Below are 20,839 nucleotides of genomic sequence, written 5' to 3'. Positions count from 1 at the left end.
TGTAGGGCGGCCTGGATGGCGACCCCACCTGCGCGGAGCGTGGACCTACCTGGCCGGCCCGGGTAGTCGATGAAGGGAACGACTGATGGGTATGACGCGGCGCGGCGCCCTCATGGTCACGGCATCGTCGCTCTTCGTGGGCGCGGTCGGATGTGGGGCGCCGGAGGCACCCGGCACGTCCTCGGGCGACACCACGGGTGAGGTGCCACAGCGGCCCGGCCGGGCCGTGACGCTCAACGTTCTCGACGTCGCCGGCAACCTGCAACTGACGCAGGGGATGATCGACGAGTTCGTCTCGAGGAACTCCGACGTGATCTCCCGGGTGACGTACTCGAAGGCGCCGGCGCCCGAACTGGCTGGCAAGATCAAAGCCCAGCAGGGCGCCAACCGGGTGGACATCGGTCTCGTGCTGACCGGCGTCGACGGTCTCGCCGCCGGCATCGAGCAGGGGCTCTGGATCGACGTGTTGCCGACGTTCCAGGACCGCCTCGGCGGCATGCGGAACTACCTGGAACCGGCCGCCGCCATGCAGCGGCTCGCCGGCAACGCGGGCGTCACCGTCACCTACTACCCGTCCGGCCCACTGCTCGAATATCTGCCGTCCCGCCTGTCCACGCCACCGACAAGCGCGCAAGCCCTGCTCGCCTGGGCCAGGGCCAACCCCAGGAAGTTCCAGTACGCCCGGCCGGCCAACTCGGGCCCCGGACGGACGTTCCTGATGGGCCTGCCGTACATCCTGGGCGACACGAACCCCAAGGACCCCACGGCGGGATGGGACAAGACGTGGGCCTTCCTCAAGGAGCTGGGTCAGTACGTCGACTACTACCCGTCGGGCACCACCGAGACGATGAAGAACCTCGCCAACGGCACCGCCCACCTGATCGTCAGCACCACCGGCTGGGACATCAACCCCCGCGTGCTGGGCACGGTTCCCAAGGACGCCAGGATCGCCACGATCGACGGCTTCCACTGGGTCACCGACGCGCACTACGCGGTCCTGCCCAAGGGCGTGTCGACCGACACCCAGGCCGCGGTGCTGGCCCTGCTGGCGTTCATGCTCACTCCCGAACAACAGGCCAAGGCGTACGACGAGGGTTACTTCTACCCGGGGCCGGCGGTGCGGGACGTGCAGCTCTCCTCGGCGCCGCAGAAGAGCCGGGACGCGATCCGGGAGTTCGGCCGCCCCGAGTACGACGCGTTGATCGCCGGGAACCCGACCGAGGTCCCGCTGGACGCCAAGAGCCTCGTGGCGGCGTTCAACCGGTGGGACCGCGAGATCGGCGGCGGAAAGGTCAAGCAGGGATGAGCGCCTTCTCCCAGCTGCGGTTGCACGGGGTGTCCCGCCGGTTCGGCGGCCAGGACGCGCTGACCGACCTGGACCTGACGATCGAGGCGGGGGAGTTCATCGCTCTGCTCGGCCCGTCCGGCTGCGGCAAGTCGACCGCCCTGAACTGCCTGGCCGGGCTCCTGCCGTTGACGGCGGGGAGCATCTGGCAGGACGAGCGCCGGATCGACACGCTGCCACCGGAGCGGCGTGGCTTCGGCATGGTGTTCCAGAGCTACGCCCTCTTCCCGCACCTGACGGTCCGGGCGAACATCGCCTTCGGCCTGCGCATGCGGCGACTGCCGAAGGAGGAGACCCGGCGGCGTACGGAGGAGGCGGTGCGGCTGGTGCGGCTCGAGGACCACGTCGACAAGCTGCCCGGCCAGCTCTCCGGCGGTCAGCAGCAACGCGTCGCCATCGCCCGCGCCGTGGTCTTCGAACCGTCCCTCGTGCTGATGGACGAGCCGCTGAGCAACCTCGACGCGAAACTGCGCCTGGAGATGCGTACCGAGATCCGTCGGTTGCACCAGTCGCTGGGGCTCACCACCGTCTACGTGACCCACGACCAGGAGGAGGCGCTGTCGCTGGCCGACCGGCTGGTGGTGCTGCGAAAGGGGCGGGTGCAGCAGATCGGGTCGCCGCGTGAGATGCACACCCGGCCGGCGAACTGGCACGTCGCCGACTTCATGGGCTACCGCAACCTGTGGCGGGGGCGGGTGGAGCAGTTGGACGGCTCGCGGGCCACGGTGGAGTCGTCCGGCCATCGCCTGCTCGGCGAGGCCATGGGCGACCTCCAGGATCGGGCGGAGGTGGTCGTCGCGGTACGCCCGGAGGACGTCCGCGTGGACGGGCCCGGCGAAACCCGTAACGCGATGTCGGCGACGATCGAGGTGGTGGAGTACCAGGGCCGCGAGCTGGCGGCCGAGGCCCGCACCGACGCGGGGCAGTTGCTGCACCTGCGTACCGAGCAGCGGATCGCGCCAGGCGACCAGGTGAAGCTGGCCATCGATCCGGGGCGGCTCCTCGTCTATCCCGCGGACGCGGAGCGGACGACCGAGGATCGGTCGGACCGTCTCACGGACAGCGCAGGGGCGCCGCGGTGAGCGGCAGGCCGCTGACGCACTGGCGGCACCGCCTCGCCGAGCGCGGCGTCGACCGTCAGCTCTGGTTGCTGGCCCCGGCCCTGATCTTCGTCGTCGCGCTGTTCCTCTACCCGTTCTTCTACGGGCTGACCCTCTCGTTCCAGCCGACCGACGGCGGGCCGTTCAGCGACTACGCCCGGTTCTTCTCCGACGCCTACGAGCGGGACACCATCTGGATCACGTTGCGGATCGCCTTGCCCGCTGCGCTCCTGAACGTCCTCGCCGCCGTGCCGATCGCGTACCGGATGCGTGGGCGGTTCCGGGGCAAACGGTTGGTCACCACGCTGCTGGTCGTGCCGATCACGCTCGGTACGGTGCTCACCGCCCAGGGCCTGCTGAACTTCCTCGGCCCGACGGGTTGGTTCAACCGGATCCTGCTCTCCACGAACCTCGTCGACGAGCCGGTGCGGTTGACCCACAACTACTGGGGTGTGTTCTTCTCGCTGGTGATCACCGGTTTTCCGTTCGCGTTCCTGCTGGTGCTCTCGTACCTCTCCGGCATCGACCCCACCCTGGAGCGGGCGGCGGCGACGCTGGGGGCGGACTGGCGTCGCCGCTTCACGCGGATAACCCTTCCGCTGCTGATGCCCGGCCTGGCGACGACCTTCTGCCTGACGTTCGTGCTGGCGTTCAGCGTGTTCCCGTCGGCCGTCCTGGTCGGCAATCCGGCCGGTGAGACACGGGTCATCTCCCTCGCCGCGTACCAGGCCGCGTACGAGCAGTACGACTACCCGTACGCGTCGGCGATCGCCATGATCATGGGCTTCGTCGAGCTGGTCATCATCGCGCTGGTCCTGGGTGCGCGCAGTCGTTTCTACACGGGCTCCACGGGAGGCAAGGGCTGATGGCAACGATCACCCAGGCGCCACCGGCACGGCCCCCGGTCCCCACCGACCGACGGCGGCGCGTCGTAGCCCGACCGGCCGCGTGGATCGTGTGGGGCGTCGTCATCTTCTTCTTCCTCAACCTGCTGGGTGTCGTGGCATCCGTGCTGGTCAGCTCGTTCGGCCGGCGCTGGTTCGACACCTGGCTCCCCGACGGCTACACCACCAGTTGGTACGGCCGGGCCTGGGAGGAGTTCGCGCTTCTCCAGGTCATCGTCGTGACGCTCGAGGTCTCCGTACTCGTCGTGGGTCTCTCGTTGCTGATCGGCGTGCCAGCCGCCTACGTCCTCGCGCGACGGTCGTTCCCCGGCAAACGGTTGATCTTCCTCGTGTTTCTGCTGCCGATCCTGATGCCGCCGATCACGTACGGCATCCCCCTCGCGACCGTCCTGTACAAGTTCGGCCTGGCCGGGAACATGTCCGGGGTCGTCCTCGCCAACCTCGTCCCCTCGGTGCCCTTCGTCATTCTGACCATGACGCCGTTCATCGAGCAGATCGATCCGCGGATCGAGAGCGCCGCTCGCATGTGCGGCGCGGGACTGCGGACGGTGTTCCTCCGGGTACTCACGCCGTTGCTGGTGCCGGGCATCCTCGCCTCGGCGATCCTCGTTCTCGTGCGGACCGTGGGCATGTTCGAGCTGACGTTCCTGACGGCGGGACCCGACTCGCAGACCCTCGTCGTGGCGCTCTACTACTCGATGTCCGCGTCCGGGATCCGGGCGCAGCAGTCGGTCGACGCGATGGCGGTCATCTACACCTCGATGATGCTCGTCCTGCTCGTCGTCGCGCTGCGGTACGTCAACCCGACCCAGCTCGTGGCACAGGTGAAAGAGGACCCTGAGCACTGAGGCCACTCGTCGCCTCGTCGAGGATCTCGCCCATCCGACCCGCCGCGCTGACGAGCGCGGGCAGCGTGGCGCGCAGGCCGCGGTAGGCGGCGGCGAGGGCGGGGTCGGCCGCGACCGGTTCGGTGCGGGCATTCTCGGCGTCGAGTTGGGTGACGGCCTCCTTGAGATCGGGAGCGAGGCCGATCGCGAAGAGGCCGAGCGCCGCCGCGCCGAGGGCCGGGTCCTCGGCGCGAACGGCCGTGTGGGTCGGACGATCGAGGACCGCCGTCATCACCCGACGCCACAGCGCGGAGCGGAAGGCCTGGCCGGTGAGCCGTACGCCGCTGATTGGCGTCAGCTCCGCCAGGTGATCGAGGAGGACGCCGAGGTGCAGGCATACCCCCTCGACGGCGGCCCGGACCAGGTGACCTCGGGAGTGCTCGGCGCGCAGCCCCAGATACGCACCGGGCGGGCCGGAGTCGCCTGTCGACGTCCCGTCGGCCATCAGGTACGGCAGCATCACGAGGCCGTCGCTACCCGCCGGGACCCGCTCGGCGAGACCCAGGAGCCCGGGTACGGCACGGTCGTCACCGGACGCCGGATGCAGGTCGGGTGTGAGGACGCGCCCCGCCCACCGCACCACGTTGCCGCCGTTGCTGACCGTCGTCCCGACAACCCACGCGTCCTCGGTCAGGGCGTCGCAGAGGAATGTCTCGGTCGGGTCGACGAGCGGCGAGGTGACAACCGTGCGCAGGACCGCCGTGGCTCCGAGTGACAGCCCACCGACGGTGCTGTCGATCGCCGCCGCGCCCAGGATGCCCGACGGGCCGTCGCCCGCACCCACGACGACCGGCGTGCCGGAGGGCAGGCCGACCGCACGAGCGGCGGTGGCCGACAGCCGCAACAACGCCGTCGTCGGCAGGACGGGAGGCAACTGGCTCTCGCACACGCCGGCGAGGTCGAGCGCGTCGCGGCTCCACATTCGACGCCGCACGTCGAGCATTCCGGTGCCGGACGCCGAGGACAGCTCGGTGACCAGCCTCCCGGTGAGCCGGTAGAGCAGGTAGTCCTTGAGGCCGATCCACCACCGCGCCCTCGTGCAGAGGTACGGCTCGTGGCGGGCGAACCATACGAGCTTGCACAGCGGACTGGCCGGGTGCACCGGCGTGCCGGTCAGCCGGTGCAGGTCCCGGCCCTGCCCGCCGGCCCGCAGGTCGCGAGCCGCCTCCGACGACCGCGCGTCGGCCCGGGTCAGCAGCGGTGTCACCGGCGTCATCGCCGCGTCCAGCCCGATCAGGCCGTACGTGGCGGAACTCAGCGCGAGGGCGACCACCTCGGCGCCGGCGGTGTCGGCGACACACGCGGACGTCACCTCCAGGGTGGCCGCCACGAGCAGGTCCGGATCCTGTACCCGCCAGCGGGGCTCCGGCTGGAGCAGCGGGTACTCCCGGGTCGCGACGTGCCGCGCGCCCCCGCCCAGCGCGAACGCGGCCGCCCGCACGGCCGTGGCGCCCACGTCGACCCCGAGAATGACACGACGTCCTGGCCGCATGGGCTCATGGTCGAGGGGCGCTCGACGGGCCGGCAAGCGGTTGCGCGCAGTTGTCGTCGCACCGGTCGAACGGCAGCCGGTGTGGCGTTCCAGGTCGACGTCAGACGGCGAGACGGGTGATCGCCGCGATCGACCGGTCGACGTCCGCCTCGGTGGTGGTGGCGTTCGACACCGAGATCCGCATGAACCGTCGACCCCGCCACGTCGTACCGCCTGCCCAGCAGGTGCCGTCCGCCTGCACCGCGTCCACCACCCGGTCGGTGCGCGCGTCGTCACCGAAGCCGACCAGCACCTGGTTGAGCACCACCTCGTTCGCCACCTCGAACCCGGCCGCGGTCAGACCCTCGGCGAACCGGCGGGCCAACGCGCAGCAACGGTCCACCAGGGCCGCCAGCCCGTCGCGCCCCAACTCGCGTAGGCCGGCCCAGACCGCGAACCCGCGGGCGCGGCGCGAGGACTCGGCGGTGAGATTCGCGCCCGTCGGGACGCCACCGGATCCCACCAGGTACGCGGCGGCGTAGGACATCGCCGCCGCGTGCGTGTCGGGCCGCGCGCAGAACGCGAAGGCGGTGTCGTACGGCAGGTTGAGCCACTTGTGGCCGTCGCAGGCCCACGAGTCGGCCAACTCCAGCCCGTCCACCAGGTGGCGGGTCGCCGGGCTCGCCGCGGCCCACAGGCCGAAGGCGCCGTCGACGTGCGCCCAGCCCCCGTGCCGGTGGGCCAGCTCGCACGCCTCCCGCAACTCGTCGCAGGCGCCGGTGTTCACGTTGCCGGCCTGGAGACACACGATGGTCGGGCCGGCCGGACCGGCTTTCAGGACGTCCCGCAGCGACCCGAGGTCGATGGCGCCGTTCGGGCCGGTTCGCACCGGCTGCACCGCGTCCACGCCCAGGCCGAGCAGGCGCAGCGCCCGGTCGATGGTGCCGTGTCGCTCGTCCCCGGCGATCACCCGGACCGGCGGCGCCCCGAGCAACCCGCGTCGTTCCACGTCCCAGCCCACGTCGGCCAGCACCTGGTGCCGTGCGGCGGCGAGCCCGGCGGTGTTGGCGGCCTGGCCACCGGTGACGAAGCCGACCGATGCCGCCGTCGGAATCCCCAGCAGCTCCTTCAGCCAGGCTGCGGCGGCGGCCTCGGCCGCGATGGCGGCCGGCGAGGTGACGGCGTTGAACGCGAGCTGGTCCCAGCCGACGGCGAGCATGTCGGCGGCGGTGGCCGACGGCAGCGCGCCACCCACCACGAACCCGAAGTACCGCGGGCCGGCGCTGGCGACCAGGCCGGGCTCGGCCGCGGCGAGCAGGTCCGTGACCACCTGCTCCGCCGGGCAGGGCGTCGCGGGCAGCGGGCCGGAGAACGCCCGGGTCAACGCGGCCTGATCGGGTGGCGCCCCGACCGGCCGGTCGGGCAACGACCTCCGGTAGTCGGCGGCGTGGTCAGCGGCCAGGCGGAACAGGCGGGTGAGCTCCTCCATCGGCGCACCATATCCCCGGGCCGCGGCTCCGACGAGGATCACGGCGCGGTGCCCGTGGACGGCTGATGATTTTGGGATGCTGTGGCGGTTCACCTGACGACATCACCTGATTCGAAGGGGCACCGCGATGGCAAAGGTCATCTCCACGCTGTTCATCTCGGCCGACGGTGTGGCCGAGATCGATCCCGATTGGCACTTCCCGTACTTCGACGACAACATGGGCCGCGCCGTCGGCGAGGACTACGACACCGCCGACGTGTTGCTCATCGGCCGCGAGACGTACGACAGCTTCGCCGGCGCCTGGCCCGACCGCGAGGCCGCCGGAGGGGAGGACGCGTCGTTCGCCAAGCAACTCGGGGACGTGCGCAAGGTCGTCGTCTCACGCCAGCCGCTGACCTTTTCCTGGCGTAACTCGGAACTGCTCTCCGGCGATCTCCTCGACGCGGTCGCCTCGCTCCGGGCCGACGCCGCCAGCAGAGGTGTCCTGATTCCCGGGTCGATCTCGGTGGTGCAGCAGTTGCTCGCCGCAGGGCTGGTCGACGAGCTGCGCCTTCTGGTGCATCCGGTGGCGGCGCGCAAGGGTCGCAGGCTGTTCGACGACGGGGAGACGCCGTACCACCTGAAGGTGACGGCGACGGAGGTGTTCCCGACGGGCGTGATCCGCGTGATCTACGCGCCGACCGCAGCGCCCGGCGCGGTCAGCTACGACGAGGTCAAGGACCAGGTGCCGGCAGGGAGCTAGCGCCTCGGGCGGGGTCGACAACCCGAGCCGGCCCCGCCGCGGCGTGCGACGGGGCCGGCTCGAGCGGGCCGCCCCGCAGGGGGCGTCGATGTCAGGCGATCGTGCAGGCGGCGCCGTTGAGGGTGAACGAACCCGGCCCGGCGGTGTTGCCGGTGTGCGCGGCCTGGAAGCCGATGCTCACCGATCCGTTCGGTGGGATGCCGGCGTTGTACGCGACGTTCCTGGCCGTCACCTGCCCGGACGTGGGGGAGTAGGTGGCGTTCCAGCCCGAGGTGACGGTCTGCCCGCCGGGGAGGGTGAAGACGAGGGACCAGCCGTTTATGGCACTGGCGCCGGTGTTGGTGATGGTGACGTTCTCGGTCAGCCCGCTGCTCCAGGCGTTGATGGCGATGCTCACCCGGCACGCGCCGGCAACCGGCGGCGTGGTCGGGGTGGGCGTCGTGGTCGGTGTGGGGGTCGCAGTCGGCGTGGGTGTCGTGGGTGGGGTGGTCAGGCCGAAGAACTGGACGGCGGACGCGGCCATGCCGCCGGACGGCAGGCTGTGCCCGGCGCCCTGGATGCTGTACGCCTCGACCTGGACGGTGCCGCTGGTGTCGGCGTACCTGCGCCGGTTCCAGTTGGCCTGGGGCGTGTCGGTGGAGGTGGGTGTCTGGCTGAGCCCGAACACGTTGGTCCACTGCTCGATCGTCTCCTGCAGCAGCGAGTACGGCACGAGCGTGTCGTTGGTGCCGTGCCACAACTGCACCCGCGGGCGGGGGCCGGAATAGCCGGGGTGGGCCTGGCGGACCGCGTCACCCCACTGCTGCGGCGTCCGGTTCATGTTGCCGCCGGTGCACTGGCTGCTGGTGGGCGGGAAGTCCGCGGCGTTGGCGAAACAGTTGTAGGGAACCCCCATGAACGCGGCGCCGGCCTTGAACACGTCGGGGTACAGGGCCAGCATGTGATTGGTCATCATGCCGCCGGACGAACTGCCGGTGGCGTAGACCCGGCCGGGGTCGGCGCCGTACTGCTGCTGCGCGTACCGGATCATGGAAATGATCGACACCGGGTCGCTGCCTCCGCCGCGGCGCTTGGCGGCGTCCGACCACACGTCGAAGCAGTTGCCGAACCCGGCCTGCTGGGTCGCGGTCGGGTAGATCACGATGAATCCGTACCGGTCGGCCTGGGCGGCGAACTCACTGCCGGAGTAGAAGCCCGGGCCGGAACCGCCGCAGCCGTGCATGGCCACCACGACCGCGGGCCTGGCCGGACGGACGTCCGGAACGTAGACATGCATGCGCATCCGGCCCGGGTTGTCGCCGAAGCTGGCGACCTCGGCCAGCGACGCGGCGTACGCGGGGCGCAAGGTGGGAACCACCAGGCCGGCCGCCACCAGCGACGCGGCGAGGCCGAGCAACAGTGTCCTTCTGATTCTCACGGGAACGACTCCTTCGATCACCTGTGCAGGTTGGGATTGGCCGCGCATCCCGTTCGCGGGTGTGCCCGGCTACCCGCGGTGATCGAGCACGGCCGATGACGCGTGGATGCCCTGCCCGGCTCGTCTGGGTCGCGTAGCAAATAGTGTTCCCTGCGGACCGATAAGTGTCAATCAATGTCGCTCGATCAACGATCGCGTCGTCCGCGCCTGCCACGACGACCCAGCCCGCCGGAGTTCCGTCTACAGTCGGGACAACGTCCCTGAGCCGAGCCCGGAGGGCCTGTGGCGAGCCCGTTCGACATCGAGGAGATATATCCGGACGACGGGGAGCACTCGCTTCGGCTGCCCCGACGACAGGCCGGCAACTCGCCCCAGGGTGTCGCGGTGACCCTGCTGGCGGATTACAGCGTGCGGACCCGTGCCGCGTTCCCGTCCGCCGCCATCGTCGCGTTGCTCGCGGAGTCGGGGGTGACCACGGCCGGCGCCCGGACCGCGATCAGCCGGCTGGCCCGTCGGGGTGTGCTGGAAGGCAGCCGGCAGGGCCGGCACAGTTCCTACCGGCTCAGCCGCGCCGCCGCGGCCAACCTCTCCGCGGGGGCACAGTGGATTCTGACCTCCACCGCCGCGACGACGCCGTGGGACCGGTGCTGGACGACCGTCGCCTTCTCGCTGCCGCAGGACCGCGGCGCGCAGCGGCGGACCCTGCGCGGCCAGCTCCGGTGGCTCGGATACGCGCCGCTGTACGACGGACTGTGGATCTCACCGTACGAGCTGACCCCACCGGCGCGGGAGTTGCTCGCCCAGCTGTCGGCCGGCCGCGTCACGGTGTTCCGTGGACGACAGACCGCGCTCGACACGACCAGTCAACGTGCGCCCATCGAAGCCTGGGACATCGATGCCATCAAACGGCATTACGAGGAGTTCCTGCGGCGGTGGGAACCGATGCTGCCCCTGGTGCGATCGGGCCAGGTCGAGGGCTCGGCGGCGGTGCGGGCGCGTACCGAGGTCATGGACACCTTCCGGCGCTTTCCCACCCTCGACCCGCAGCTGCCGCTGGAACTCCTTCCGGCGGGATGGCTCCGCCAGCCGGCCCGGCAGCTGTTCGCGGCCGTCTACGACGACCTCGCCGAGCCGGCCGAGCGGCACGTCCGAGCGGTCGTCGCGCGATTCACCGCCAGCGGAGAGCCCGGCATCCAGGCACATACCACCGCCGACCTCGTCGCAGGGTCACGCGGTGACGCGAGCCCGGGGGAAGCGTGCCGAGACGGGCCGACCCGTTGACGAGCACCCGTCCGCCGCCGGGCACCGCGTCGACGGTCGGGTGTGTACCTTGTGGAGAGAATTGCGGCGATGGGAGGACCGGTTGACGTTCCGCGGCGGGGAGCTTTCAGCGGCAGATCGGATCGACACCAGCGTCGCGCACCCGGCCCGCAGGTACAACTACCTGCTGGGCGGCAAGGACAACTTCGCCGCCGACCGGCAGTCCGGCGACGCGCTGGCGGCCGCGATGCCCACCATTCGCCTCGCCGCCGTCGAGAACCGGTTGTTCCTGCAGCGCGCGGTACGTTTCCTGGCGCTGCACGGCGTCCGTCAGTTTCTGGACATCGGCACCGGCATCCCGACCGCCGACAACACGCACGAGGTGGCCCAGGCGATCGACCCGTCGGCGCGGGTCGTCTACGTCGACAACGACCCGATCGTCCTCGCCCACGCCCGCGCGCTGCTGAGCAGCACGCCCGAGGGCCGCACGGCCTACCTCGACGCCGACCTGCGTGAGCCGGAGCGGATCCTCTCCCATCCGGACCTACGCACAACGTTGGACCTCACCCAGCCGGTCGCGCTGATGCTGGTCGCCATCCTGCACTTCATCCGCGACGACGAGGCCCCGAGGAGCATCCTCAACCGCCTCGTCGCCGCGCTTCCGTCCGGCAGCTACGTCGTCGCCTCGCACGTGACCTGGGAGTACCTGTCGCCCGAGGTGACCGCGAAGCTGGAGGCGAACAACCACGACGGCCGGTTCCAGGCCCGGACCACCGAGCAGTTCGCGGGCCTCCTCGACGGGTTGGACCTCGTGGAGCCCGGCATCGTGTCGGTGGCGCGGTGGCGCGCCGACGACGCGCCGCAGCCGCGTCCATCCGTGCAGGACGTGTCGTTCAACGGCGCCGTCGCCCGGGTCAGGTAACGAACGCCGGCAACGACCGGGCGGCAGCGTGCCAGACGGTACGGTCGCCTCCCGGCTATCGACCATCGTCGCCGCGTCGAGCTAGGCTGCGACCACGTTTCGCTCGACGCGAGGAGATGTTGTGTCGCGCCGTACCGGCAAGCCCTCCTACCAGCTGTCCACCTCTGACACGCGCCGCCAGCGGGTCCTGCGTCTCGCGGCCGTCGTCGCGGCGGTCGGACTCGCGGCCGCTCTCCTGGGCGGTGCCATCGGCTACACGGCCGGCCGACCGGACGGCACCGAGTCGACCATCGCGGACATCCGCAAGGCCGACGCGCAACGCGACAGCCAGCAGATCGTCGAGCTGACGGCGACAGCCCGTCGCCTGCGGGAGCAGATACAACCCATCCTCACCGCCATCCAGGCGGACCCGTCAGCGTCTCGACCGGCGAGCGCTGAACAGGCCCGTCAGTGGCAGCAGACCCTGGTCCAGGCGGCGGCGCCGTTCGCCAACCCTCCGTCGGGCACCACCGCCACGAATGTGGCCCGCACGGCGCTGCGCAGCGCCGTGGAACAGGCGTCCCTCGCCGTCGACGCCCACCTCCTCGCCCTCACGGGGCCACCCGCGCAGAGGGCCGCGCTCGTCGACCTGGCCAAGCGACAGGCAGCCCAGGCCAGCGCCGCCTGGTCGGTCGCCGCCACCCAGCTCGACCAGATCAATGTCGACTCCGGTCAGGGACACCAGCACGTCTACCTGGAGGGTGACAGTCACGACGGTGCGGAGGAGGGCTCCGGCGGCTGATCCGTCACCCGTGCCGGTGACGGTCCCTGGCGGTGCCCAGAGAACCGCGACCGGAGGGTCATCCGGGCAGGTCGGAACGCCGCGCGGCAGCGATGATCCGTCCGCGCTCCGACTCGGGAAACCGGTCGAGCATGGCGCGCACCTCCGCGGCGGTCACGTTGGCGCCGAACAACTCACTGCCCGGTTCGAGCCGTACGCCCTCGGCGAGCGCGCCGGCGACGACCGGGTCGAAGCCGAGCGCGTCGACGAGGGACGCCACCGCGGCGAGATCGGCGGCGTCGTCCCCGGCGATCGCGATGGCCTTGCGGCCGGCGGCTCCGGCCGGTCGCGCCTCGTCCTCGAGATCGTGGTACCCCATGTGGTTGAACGCCTTCACGACCCGTGCGCCGGACAGGAACGCCTGGACGATCTCGCTCGACGAGGTGCGCGGGTCGGTCAGGTCGTCGCGGATGCCGTCGACCTCCCACCAGTAGTTCATCGCGTCGACGACGAGCTTGCCGCGCAGTGCCTCGGCGGGGATGGCACGGTACTTGCCCAGCGGCAGGGCGAGGATGACGATGTCGGCGTCGGCCACGGCGTCGACCGAGGTGGTCGCGATCGCCCCCGGCGTGAGCACCTCGATGGTGAGGGCGATCTTCGCCGGGTCGCCGGAGCCGGCGACGAGCACCCGGTATCCGGCGGCGAGCGCGAGCCGGGCGAGAACCGTGCCCACCTTGCCGGCCCCGAGGACGGCGAGGGTCTGGGGCCGGTCGGGGCCGTTGTCGTTCATGTCTTCCTTCCAAGGTGCCGGTGCGATGTCGGTGGGCGGATCAGCTGGCCAGGATGTCGCGGACCATGGGGATCACCCGGGAGCCGTAGAGCTCCACGGCGCGCATCCGGGCGCTGACCGGCTGGGCTCCCGCGGTGTAGATGAGGTCGAACCGGCCGACGCCGATGCTGCGGATGGCGCGAGCCATCCGGCGCGCCACCGTCTCCGGTGAGCCGATGTACAGCGAGCCGTGCTCCACCTCGGAGTCGAACTCCTCGCGACGGATCGGGGGCCAGCCCCGCAACGCGCCGATCCGGTTCCGCATGACCCGGTAGTGCGGCCAGAACACCTCCTTCGCCTCCTCGTCGGTGTCGGCGACGAAGCCTGGCGAGTGCATCCCGACCGGATACGCGGTGGTGCCGAGCTGGTCGGCCGCCCTGCGGTAGAGGTCGATGTACGGTGCGAACCGCTCCGGAGCGCCGCCGATGATGGCGAGCATGAGCGGAAGGCCGTACCGGGCGGTGCGGACGACCGACTGCGGCGAGCCGCCGACGCCCACCCAGGTGGTGAGATGCCCCGATTCGGTCTTCGGGAACACGTCGGCGTCCTTGAGCGGTGCACGCGTGCTGCCGGTCCAGGTGACCGGCTTCTCGTCGAGCAGCTTCGCGAACAGCTCGATCCGCTCCTCGAACAGCACGTCGTAGTCGGCCAGGTCGTAGCCGAACAGGGGGAACGACTCGGTGAACGAGCCGCGGCCGAGGATCACCTCGGCCCGCCCGTTCGACAGCGCGTCGACGGTGGCGAAGCGTTGGAACACCCGGACCGGGTCGTCGGAACTGAGCACCGTCACGCCGGAGGAGAGCCGGATGCGCGAGGTGCGGGAGGCGATGCCCGCCAGCACGGTCTCCGGCGTGGACACCGAGTACTCGGGCCGATGGTGCTCGCCGAGGGCGATGACGTCGACGCCGAGTTCGTCGGCGAGCACCGCCTCGTCGACGACCTGTCGGATCGCCGCGGCGTAGGAGACAGGCTTACCGGAGTCGTCCTCCGGTACGTCGCCGAAGGTGTCGAGGCCGAACACGAGGTCAGACATTGGTGGGCTCCTTCGCCAACAGCTCCCGGACCCGCGGCGCGACCTCGCTGCCCAGCAGCTCGATGGTTCGCGCGCGTGCCTCGCGAGCAGGTGCATGATGTCGTACTTGAGGTCGAATCGACTCAGCCGCAGATCGCGGGCCACGGTGGCGATCTTCCGTGCGACCGTTTCCGGGGACCCGACGAACAGCGCTCCGTGGTCGATCTCGGCCTCGTAGCGTGCGCGGTCCGGCTTGTAGAAGCCGCGCTCCTCGGCGAGCCGCGCCACGGTCGGCTGCCAGTACCGCCACCATGTTTCCACCGCCTCCTCGTCGGTGTCCGCCACTAGGCCGAGTGAGTGCTGCCCGATCGGTTGCACGGGGTTGCCGAACTGCTTGAGCGCCTGGAGGTAGAGGTCGACGTGGCCGGCGAACCGCTGCGGACGCCCGCCGATGATCGCGAGCATGAGCGGAAGCCCGTAACGGGCGGCGCGGACCACCGAGTTCGGGCTCCCGCCGACGCCGATCCACGTCGGGATGCCGCCCGGCCGCATTCGCGGATGCAGTCGCTGCTCGACGAGAGGACTTCGTACCGTCCCGGACCAGGTGACCTTTTCGTCCCGCTGGAGCCGGACGAACAGGTCGAGCTTCTCCTCGAACAACCGCTCGTACTCCGCCAGGTCGTAGCCGAACAGCGGGAACGACTCGGTGGCCGACGCCCGCCCGAGAACGAGCTGGGCCCGACCGTCGGACACCGCGTCGAGGGTGGCGAACTCGTGGTAGAGCCGTACCGGATCGTTGGTGCTGAGCACCGTGACCGAGGTGCCGAGGCGGATCCGGTCGGTCGCCGTCGCCATCGCCGCGAGCAGTACCGGTGTCGCCGAGTCGTTGTGGCCCTCCCGGTAGTGCTCACCCAGGCTGAACACGTCGAGCCCGACCGACTCCGCGAGCCGGGCCTCCTCGACGAGCAGTCGTACCGTCTCGGCGTCGGTCAGGGTCCGGTCGCCGTCGGTGGCCACCTCCCCGAACGAGTTCAGCCCCAGTTCGAAGCCTTGAGCCGTCATGTCTCCTCCTCGGCGCTGGCGCCGGTGACCCGTGGGAAGAGGTCCTCCCTGTTGACGTGTCAATGATGCTAACCTCCCGATTGACACGTCAATTCCCTGGAGACCGAGATGACCAGCGCCACACCCGAGCGGCGGAGAGGACGCCAGCTGCCGACCACGGAGGAGCTACGGATCTGGCGGGATTTCGTCGAGACGACGGAAGCCCTCAACTCCCAGGTCGCCTCCCGGCTGCAGGCCGACTCCTCGCTCTCGCCGGGGGACTACGCCGTGCTGCTCGCCCTCAGTGAGGCGCAGGGCCGGCAGATGCGCTCCTCCGTACTCGCGGCACACATCGGGTGGGAGCGCAGCCGGCTCTCCCACCATTTGGGTCGGATGGAGCGGCGTGGGCTCATCCGCCGCCGGGAGTGCCCCACCGTTCCCCGCGGGGCGGAGGTGCTCCTCACCCCGGCCGGGGCGGACGCGTTCCGGCAGTCCACCTTCCCGCACCTGCGCGCCATCCGGGAGTTGTTCGTCGACGCTCTCACGCCGGACCAACTCCGCGCGGCCGGCGAGATCGCGGCGGCGCTGCGCGAGCACCTCGGGACGCGGCGCGACGAGTGAGGTCGCGCGGGGCCGTCGCGCCGGCATGCGACGCGGCGCACCGGGTACGCCGCTGCGGCCCTACAGCCGACGCTTGCAGCGCAACCGAGGAGCACCGACATGTCTCTCGCGGGGCGGGCACGACTCTCGCCGAAGGTCTCCCTGGTGCTGCTCGCGTCGATCCTCGTGTCGTTCCTGGCCGCGTCGGCGGCCCCGACCCCGCTCTACGGGATCTACCAGGAGCGCTGGCACTTCTCTCCGGTCACGACCACCGTGGTGTTCGCCGTCTACGCGCTCGCGGTGCTGGCCTCGCTGCTCACCTTCGGCAAGTTGTCCGATCATGTCGGCCGGCGTCCGGTCCTGGCCGTCGCGATCGCCGTGCAGATGCTCTCGCTCGTGGTCTTCGTCTTCGCCAACGGCGTACCCGCGCTGCTGGCCGCCCGCCTCGTGCAGGGACTGGCGGCCGGTGCCGCCACGGGCGCCGTCGGCGCGGCCATGCTCGACATCGACCGCGCCCGCGGCACGCTCGCGAACTCGATCGCGCCCGGCCTCGGGACCGGCAGCGGCGCGTTGCTCTCGGCGCTGCTCATCCAGTTCCTGCCCGCGCCGACGCGGCTGGTGTACGTCGTCCTTCTGGTGATCCTGCTGGTCCAGGCCGCCGGGGTCGCGCTGATGCCGGAGACGGTCACGCCGATGGCCGGCGCGCGCCGAAGTCTGCGTCCGGAGATCACGCTGCCCCGCTCGGTCCGCGAGCCGGTCCTGGTCGTCGTTCCGGTGCTGTTCGCGGTCTGGGCGCTGGCCGGCTTCTTCGGGGCGCTCGGTCCGGCGCTCGTACGCAGCCTCATGAACACGTCGATAGTGGTCGCCGGGCTGGTTCTCTTCGTCTTCGCCGTCTTCGGCTCGATCGCCGTTCTGTTGCTGCGGAACACCGCCGCGCGGACGGTGATCCTGACCGGCATCGGCGCTCTCATCCTGGGCATGGTCGTCACACTGGTGTCGGTCATGGCCCAGTCCGTCCCCGGGTTCTTCGTCGGCCTCGCGCTCGGCGGCGTCGGCTTCGGCGGCGGTTTCCAGGGCAGCCTCAAGACGATCATGCCGCTGGTCGCGGCGCACGAACGCGCCAGCGTGCTGTCCCTGCTCTACGTCGTCTGCTACGTCGGGCTCGGCCTTCCCACCGTGATCGCCGGCTTCCTCGTGGTCTACGCCGGCGGCCTGCCCCGCACCACCGACGAGTACTCCGTCGCCGTCATCCTCCTCGCCCTCGTCGCCCTGTTCGGGGTGCGCCGGGCGACGAGAGCGGCGTCCCGGTGATGCCGTGAACCAGCAACGTGACCCGGACGCAACCAGTAGCGTGGTGATCGCCGACGGCGGCGCCCGCACTCACTCCAGGAGGCCGCGATGAGCCCGAAGGCCGCACAGGGCGACGCGAGTGGGATGTCGAGCCTCGGAAGCCTCGACGTGAAACTCGAGGTGGTCGTCATCCCCGTGTCGGACGTCGAGCGCGCCAAGAGGTTCTACGAGAGCCTCGGGTGGCGACTCGACCAGACACCGCCCGGCATCGTCCAGTTCACGCCGCACGGCTCCGCGTGCTCGGTGCAGTTCGGCTCGCAGCTCACGTCCGCGCCAGCCGGTTCGGCGACGGCGTACCTGGTCGTGTCCGACGTCGAGGCGGCCCGCGCCGCCCTGGTCTCGGTCGGCGTCGAGGTGAGCGGTGTCTTCCACGTCAGCCCGAACGGGCCGGTCGACGGGCCGGATCCCGAGCGCCGCAGCTACTTCTCGCGCGCCACCTTCCGCGACCCGGATGGCAACACCTGGCTCCTGCAGGAGATCACCACCAGGCTTCCCGGCCGCGTCGAGGGAGGCCTGACGTCGTTCGCCTCCGACAGCGACCTGGCGAGCGCGCTGCGCCGCGCGGCCGACGCCCACGGCGAGCACGAGAAGCGCACCGGTACGAGGGACGAGAACTGGCCCGACTGGTACGCGACGTACATGGTGAGCGAGCAGTCGGGGGCGCAGCCGCCCGAGTGACCCGTGCCGAAGCGGCGACCTCAGCCCTTGTCGGCGAGGTGCCAGACCTCCGGAAGGGGAACCCACCAGTCGTCGCTTCCCTCCGGGGCCAGCGACTCCTGGCACGGCTCGGTCAACTTCCACCACTCCTGCGTCTGCGGGTCGGCGGCGATGCGAGCCTGGTCGGCGGCGTGGTCGTCGCCCACGTACTCGTAGTAGCCGAACAGCAGGTCGTCGTGGAGGAAGATGGTGAAGTTGCGCATGTTCGCCTGCCGCAGCGTCTCCTCGACGGCGGGCCAGACGGCGGCGTGCAGCCGGAGGTAGGTTTCCCGGTGCTCCGGTCGGAGCCGGATGACCATTGCGTGTCGTCGCATCTCACGCCTCCGCGATAGTGGACCGTCGGGTACCGGGACGCGCGAGCACGCGTCCGGTCTGGCCGCCGCGACCATACCGACCCGTCGGGGGACCGTCGAGTCAGCTGCGAGCGTATTGACAACATTCGTTTGACGTATGACGTTGTGAGCGCTAACTTCTGACTCGCGGGTCGCGTGGGCCGCCGGGAGCCGGATACGCCGCAGCGCTTCAACGGGCCTGGCGCATCCCGCCCGCATCACACCCCCAAGTGCTGACGCCACCACCGGACGCCCGCACACACGCCAGGGCACGCGCGTGCGTTCCGCCCGTGGGTGACCCCGACTGAAGGAGTGCACCATGAAGGCCATCGGTGAGGCTCGTCCCGCCTCTTCACCAAGACGCCGCTGGCGGTCGACGTTGGCCGGGGCGGCGGCCGCGGTCATGACCGCCGGCCTGCTCGTCGCCGTGGAAGCGGCGCCCGCAGCGGCGGCGACCGTGGACACCAACGCCTGGTACGTCCTGGTGAACCGCAACAGCGGCAAGGCGTTGGACCTGTACGGTTCGGCCACCAACGACGGCGCGCGGATCAGCCAGTGGACGCGCAACAACGGCGCGAACCAGCAGTGGCAGTTCGTGGACTCGGGCGGCGGCTACTACCGGCTGAAGTCTCGCCACTCGGGCAAGGTCCTCGACGTGAGCAACTTCTCCACCGCCGACGGCGGCGCGATCGTGCAGTGGTCCGACCTCAACGGCACGAACCAGCAGTTCCGGCTGGCCGACTCCGACGGTGGACATGTCCGGCTGGTCAGCCGGCACAGCGGCAAGGTCGTGGAGGTGCAGGGCGCCTCCACAGCCGACGGTGGCAACATCGTGCAGTACGCCGACCTCAACGGCACCAACCAGCAGTGGCAGCTCGTCCGGACCGACGGTGGCAACCCGCCGCCGTCGGGTGGTAGTGGATGCGGCAAGGCGCCGACGCTGTCCAGCGGCACGCACACGATCCAGAGCAACGGCAAGAGCCGGTCCTTCATCCTGCGGGTGCCCGCCAACTACAACAGCAGCAACCCCTACCGGCTGATCTTCGCCTTCCACTGGCGGGGCGGCACCATGCAGGACATCTCCTCCGGCGGCACCAGCGGGACCGCCTGGTCCTACTACGGGCAGCAGGAGCAGTCGAACAACACCGCGATCCTGGTCGCGCCCCAGGGGTTCGGCAACGGCTGGGGCAACGCCGGAGGTGAGGACATCACCTTCGTGGATGACATGATCAGCCGGATCGAGAGCGACCTCTGCGTCAACCCGCGGCAGCGGTTCGCGCTCGGATTCAGCTGGGGTGGCGGCATGAGCTACGCCATCGCCTGCGCGCGGGCCAACGTCTTCCGGGCCGTCGCGGTCATCTCCGGCGGGCAGATCAGCGGGTGCAGCGGCGGTACGCAGCCCATCGCGTACTTCGGGCTGCACGGCATCTCGGACAACGTCCTGAACATCTCCCAGGGGCGGTCGTTGCGCGACACGTTCGTCCGGAACAACGGTTGCGCCGCCCAGAACCCGCCCGAGCCGGCGGCGGGCAGCCGCACGCACATCACGACCACCTACTCCGGCTGCAGGGCCGGCTACCCCGTGCAGTGGGCCGCGTACGACAACGGCCACATGCCCGGACCGGTGGACGGCACCTACGCCGAGAGCGGCATCACGACCTGGACCAAGGGTGAGATCTGGAAGTTCTTCTCGCAGTTCTCGTGACGTCGCCCGGCGTCAGGTGGCGGCGCCCGCTCCCGCGTGTCGGGGGTGGGCGCCGCTCTGTCGTCCGGGACGGTCAGCGTTGCAGGCGGACGGGCTTGCCCGAACCGCTGCGCCGGACCAGCCACGCCTCGGTGATGTGGGTGAACATCGCTTCGGCGGCGCCGTCCTGGTCGTGGGCGGCGATGCGCTCGTAGATGCGCCGGTGGCCCTTGTTGGACGCCACGCACAGGGAGCGTTCGGTCCGGCCCATGTAGCGGGCGGTGTTGATGACCTGGCTCTCCAGCGCCCGTACGACGCCGCGGGCGATGCGGTTACCGGACGCCTGCATGACGGTGTCGTGGAAGGCCCGGTCGTGTTCGTGGTAGGTGACGTGGTCGTCGACGAGCTCGTCCATCCGGTCCACCAGGGCGCGCAGCCGGTCGATGGTGTCGGCGTCGGCCAGGCGGGCGGCGACGTTCGCCATGTCCGACTCCAGCACCCGGCGGGTGACGACGAGGTCGTCGAGGATGGCGAGGCTGTCGTCCTCGGCGATGGTGGCGGCGAGGACCAGCTCGTCGAGCATGTCCCAGCTCGACGGTTGGGTGACCATGGTGCCGGCGCCCTGGCGGACCTGCACCAGCCCCTTCTCCTGAAGGATCTTCACCGCCTCTCGTACGACGGTCCGACTCACCGAGAAGGTTTCGCAGAGGACGGGCTCGGGGGGCAGCGACGTTCCGGACGGATGCACGCCTCGGACGATGCGTTCGACCAGTTCGGCGGTGACCGCCGTGGCGAGGTTGGCCGGTCGACGTACCCACGCCGGGGTCACCGGATTGTTCAGGGCTGTCTCCTGCGCTGGCGTCATGTCCCCCTCCGAATGACTCGCCGTGGCACGACGTGCGGCTCAGTGTACGGCTGAGTATTGACGCCACACGTCATACGAGTTACGTTCCGATTAATGTTGGCGCGGCGGTGT

At 70.5% G+C, this 20,839-nt stretch carries 19 protein-coding genes and 1 pseudogene; 12 read left to right on the top strand and 8 right to left on the bottom strand.

Annotated elements, in window-relative coordinates:
* Window positions 1-85: 85 nt before the first annotated feature.
* The 4 genes from JNW91_RS05230 to JNW91_RS05215 are packed head-to-tail and all read left to right on the top strand — an operon-like array spanning window position 86 to window position 4,198.
* Window positions 86-1,306, top strand: a complete 1,221-nt coding sequence (locus JNW91_RS05230; RefSeq protein ID WP_203173794.1) for an extracellular solute-binding protein — start codon at window positions 86-88, stop codon at window positions 1,304-1,306.
* The gene (locus tag JNW91_RS05225) at window positions 1,303-2,427 is read left to right on the top strand and encodes an ABC transporter ATP-binding protein (RefSeq protein WP_238424390.1); all 1,125 of its coding nucleotides are present in this window, start codon (window positions 1,303-1,305) and stop codon (window positions 2,425-2,427) included. The genes JNW91_RS05230 and JNW91_RS05225 overlap by 4 nt, the downstream gene beginning before the upstream one ends.
* Complete coding sequence (locus tag JNW91_RS05220; RefSeq protein WP_309244243.1) at window positions 2,424-3,311, top strand: ABC transporter permease; 888 nt, start codon at window positions 2,424-2,426, stop codon at window positions 3,309-3,311. The genes JNW91_RS05225 and JNW91_RS05220 overlap by 4 nt, the downstream gene beginning before the upstream one ends.
* Window positions 3,311-4,198, top strand: coding sequence for an ABC transporter permease (locus tag JNW91_RS05215; RefSeq protein WP_203173793.1), 888 nt, complete (start codon window positions 3,311-3,313; stop codon window positions 4,196-4,198). The genes JNW91_RS05220 and JNW91_RS05215 overlap by 1 nt, the downstream gene beginning before the upstream one ends.
* Here JNW91_RS05215 and JNW91_RS05210 read toward each other — a convergent pair.
* Both JNW91_RS05210 and JNW91_RS05205 read right to left on the bottom strand, forming a co-directional pair.
* Window positions 4,149-5,729, bottom strand: a complete 1,581-nt coding sequence (locus JNW91_RS05210) for a gluconokinase (protein ID WP_203173792.1) — start codon at window positions 5,727-5,729, stop codon at window positions 4,149-4,151. The genes JNW91_RS05215 and JNW91_RS05210 overlap by 50 nt on opposite strands.
* A gap of 100 nt (window positions 5,730-5,829) precedes the next feature.
* Complete coding sequence (locus JNW91_RS05205; RefSeq protein WP_203173791.1) at window positions 5,830-7,197, bottom strand: pyridoxal phosphate-dependent decarboxylase family protein; 1,368 nt, start codon at window positions 7,195-7,197, stop codon at window positions 5,830-5,832.
* Window positions 7,198-7,324: 127 nt separating this feature from the next.
* Between JNW91_RS05205 and JNW91_RS05200 the strand changes: the two genes are divergently transcribed.
* Complete coding sequence (locus JNW91_RS05200; RefSeq protein WP_203173790.1) at window positions 7,325-7,939, top strand: dihydrofolate reductase family protein; 615 nt, start codon at window positions 7,325-7,327, stop codon at window positions 7,937-7,939.
* A gap of 91 nt (window positions 7,940-8,030) precedes the next feature.
* Here the strand turns inward: JNW91_RS05200 and JNW91_RS05195 are convergent, their stop codons facing one another.
* Window positions 8,031-9,356 carry an extracellular catalytic domain type 1 short-chain-length polyhydroxyalkanoate depolymerase gene (locus JNW91_RS05195; RefSeq protein ID WP_203173789.1) on the bottom strand — a complete coding sequence of 442 codons (1,326 nt, stop codon included), beginning with the start codon at window positions 9,354-9,356 and terminating at the stop codon, window positions 8,031-8,033.
* A gap of 282 nt (window positions 9,357-9,638) precedes the next feature.
* On the opposite strand from JNW91_RS05195, the gene JNW91_RS05190 reads away from it, so the two are divergent.
* The 3 genes from JNW91_RS05190 to JNW91_RS05180 all read left to right on the top strand — a co-directional run bounded on the left by JNW91_RS05190 (window position 9,639) and on the right by JNW91_RS05180 (window position 12,319).
* Window positions 9,639-10,637 carry a PaaX family transcriptional regulator gene (locus JNW91_RS05190; RefSeq protein WP_203173788.1) on the top strand — a complete coding sequence of 333 codons (999 nt, stop codon included), beginning with the start codon at window positions 9,639-9,641 and terminating at the stop codon, window positions 10,635-10,637.
* 82 nt (window positions 10,638-10,719) lie between these two features.
* Window positions 10,720-11,538: an SAM-dependent methyltransferase gene (locus JNW91_RS05185; protein WP_203173787.1), complete on the top strand. Its 819-nt coding sequence runs from the start codon at window positions 10,720-10,722 to the stop codon at window positions 11,536-11,538.
* Between the two features lie 121 nt (window positions 11,539-11,659).
* Window positions 11,660-12,319, top strand: a complete 660-nt coding sequence (locus JNW91_RS05180; protein WP_203173786.1) for a hypothetical protein — start codon at window positions 11,660-11,662, stop codon at window positions 12,317-12,319.
* Between the two features lie 58 nt (window positions 12,320-12,377).
* Here the strand turns inward: JNW91_RS05180 and JNW91_RS05175 are convergent, their stop codons facing one another.
* The 3 genes and pseudogenes from JNW91_RS05175 to JNW91_RS31875 form a co-directional block, all read right to left on the bottom strand.
* Complete coding sequence (locus JNW91_RS05175) at window positions 12,378-13,088, bottom strand: NADPH-dependent F420 reductase (RefSeq protein WP_203173785.1); 711 nt, start codon at window positions 13,086-13,088, stop codon at window positions 12,378-12,380.
* Window positions 13,089-13,128: 40 nt separating this feature from the next.
* Window positions 13,129-14,160 carry an LLM class flavin-dependent oxidoreductase gene (locus JNW91_RS31880; RefSeq protein ID WP_238424397.1) on the bottom strand — a complete coding sequence of 344 codons (1,032 nt, stop codon included), beginning with the start codon at window positions 14,158-14,160 and terminating at the stop codon, window positions 13,129-13,131.
* A 198-nt stretch (window positions 14,161-14,358) separates the two neighbouring features.
* A pseudogene (locus tag JNW91_RS31875) lies at window positions 14,359-15,201 on the bottom strand (LLM class flavin-dependent oxidoreductase); the annotation flags it as partial.
* Between the two features lie 108 nt (window positions 15,202-15,309).
* Here JNW91_RS31875 and JNW91_RS05165 point away from each other — a divergent pair.
* The 3 genes from JNW91_RS05165 (at window position 15,310) to JNW91_RS05155 (ending at window position 17,808) form a co-directional block, all read left to right on the top strand.
* The gene (locus JNW91_RS05165; RefSeq protein WP_203173783.1) at window positions 15,310-15,801 is read left to right on the top strand and encodes a MarR family winged helix-turn-helix transcriptional regulator; all 492 of its coding nucleotides are present in this window, start codon (window positions 15,310-15,312) and stop codon (window positions 15,799-15,801) included.
* A gap of 99 nt (window positions 15,802-15,900) precedes the next feature.
* Window positions 15,901-17,091, top strand: a complete 1,191-nt coding sequence (locus JNW91_RS05160; protein ID WP_203173782.1) for an MFS transporter — start codon at window positions 15,901-15,903, stop codon at window positions 17,089-17,091.
* A gap of 87 nt (window positions 17,092-17,178) precedes the next feature.
* The gene (locus JNW91_RS05155; protein WP_238424388.1) at window positions 17,179-17,808 is read left to right on the top strand and encodes a VOC family protein; all 630 of its coding nucleotides are present in this window, start codon (window positions 17,179-17,181) and stop codon (window positions 17,806-17,808) included.
* Window positions 17,809-17,828: 20 nt separating this feature from the next.
* Here JNW91_RS05155 and JNW91_RS05150 read toward each other — a convergent pair whose 3' ends face one another.
* Window positions 17,829-18,161 carry an L-rhamnose mutarotase gene (locus tag JNW91_RS05150; protein ID WP_203173781.1) on the bottom strand — a complete coding sequence of 111 codons (333 nt, stop codon included), beginning with the start codon at window positions 18,159-18,161 and terminating at the stop codon, window positions 17,829-17,831.
* A 337-nt stretch (window positions 18,162-18,498) separates the two neighbouring features.
* Between JNW91_RS05150 and JNW91_RS05145 the strand changes: the two genes are divergently transcribed.
* Window positions 18,499-19,884: an RICIN domain-containing protein gene (locus JNW91_RS05145; RefSeq protein ID WP_203173780.1), complete on the top strand. Its 1,386-nt coding sequence runs from the start codon at window positions 18,499-18,501 to the stop codon at window positions 19,882-19,884.
* Between the two features lie 73 nt (window positions 19,885-19,957).
* Here the strand turns inward: JNW91_RS05145 and JNW91_RS05140 are convergent, their stop codons facing one another.
* Window positions 19,958-20,728 carry a FadR/GntR family transcriptional regulator gene (locus tag JNW91_RS05140; protein WP_203173779.1) on the bottom strand — a complete coding sequence of 257 codons (771 nt, stop codon included), beginning with the start codon at window positions 20,726-20,728 and terminating at the stop codon, window positions 19,958-19,960.
* Between the last annotated feature and the right edge of the window lie 111 nt (window positions 20,729-20,839).

Origin of the sequence: Micromonospora parastrephiae (assembly GCF_016802865.1) — a bacterium.
Lineage (GTDB): Bacteria > Actinomycetota > Actinomycetes > Mycobacteriales > Micromonosporaceae > Micromonospora > Micromonospora parastrephiae.
Note: the sequence above shows the minus strand (reverse complement) of the source record. Positions and strands in the feature narration are given on the sequence as shown.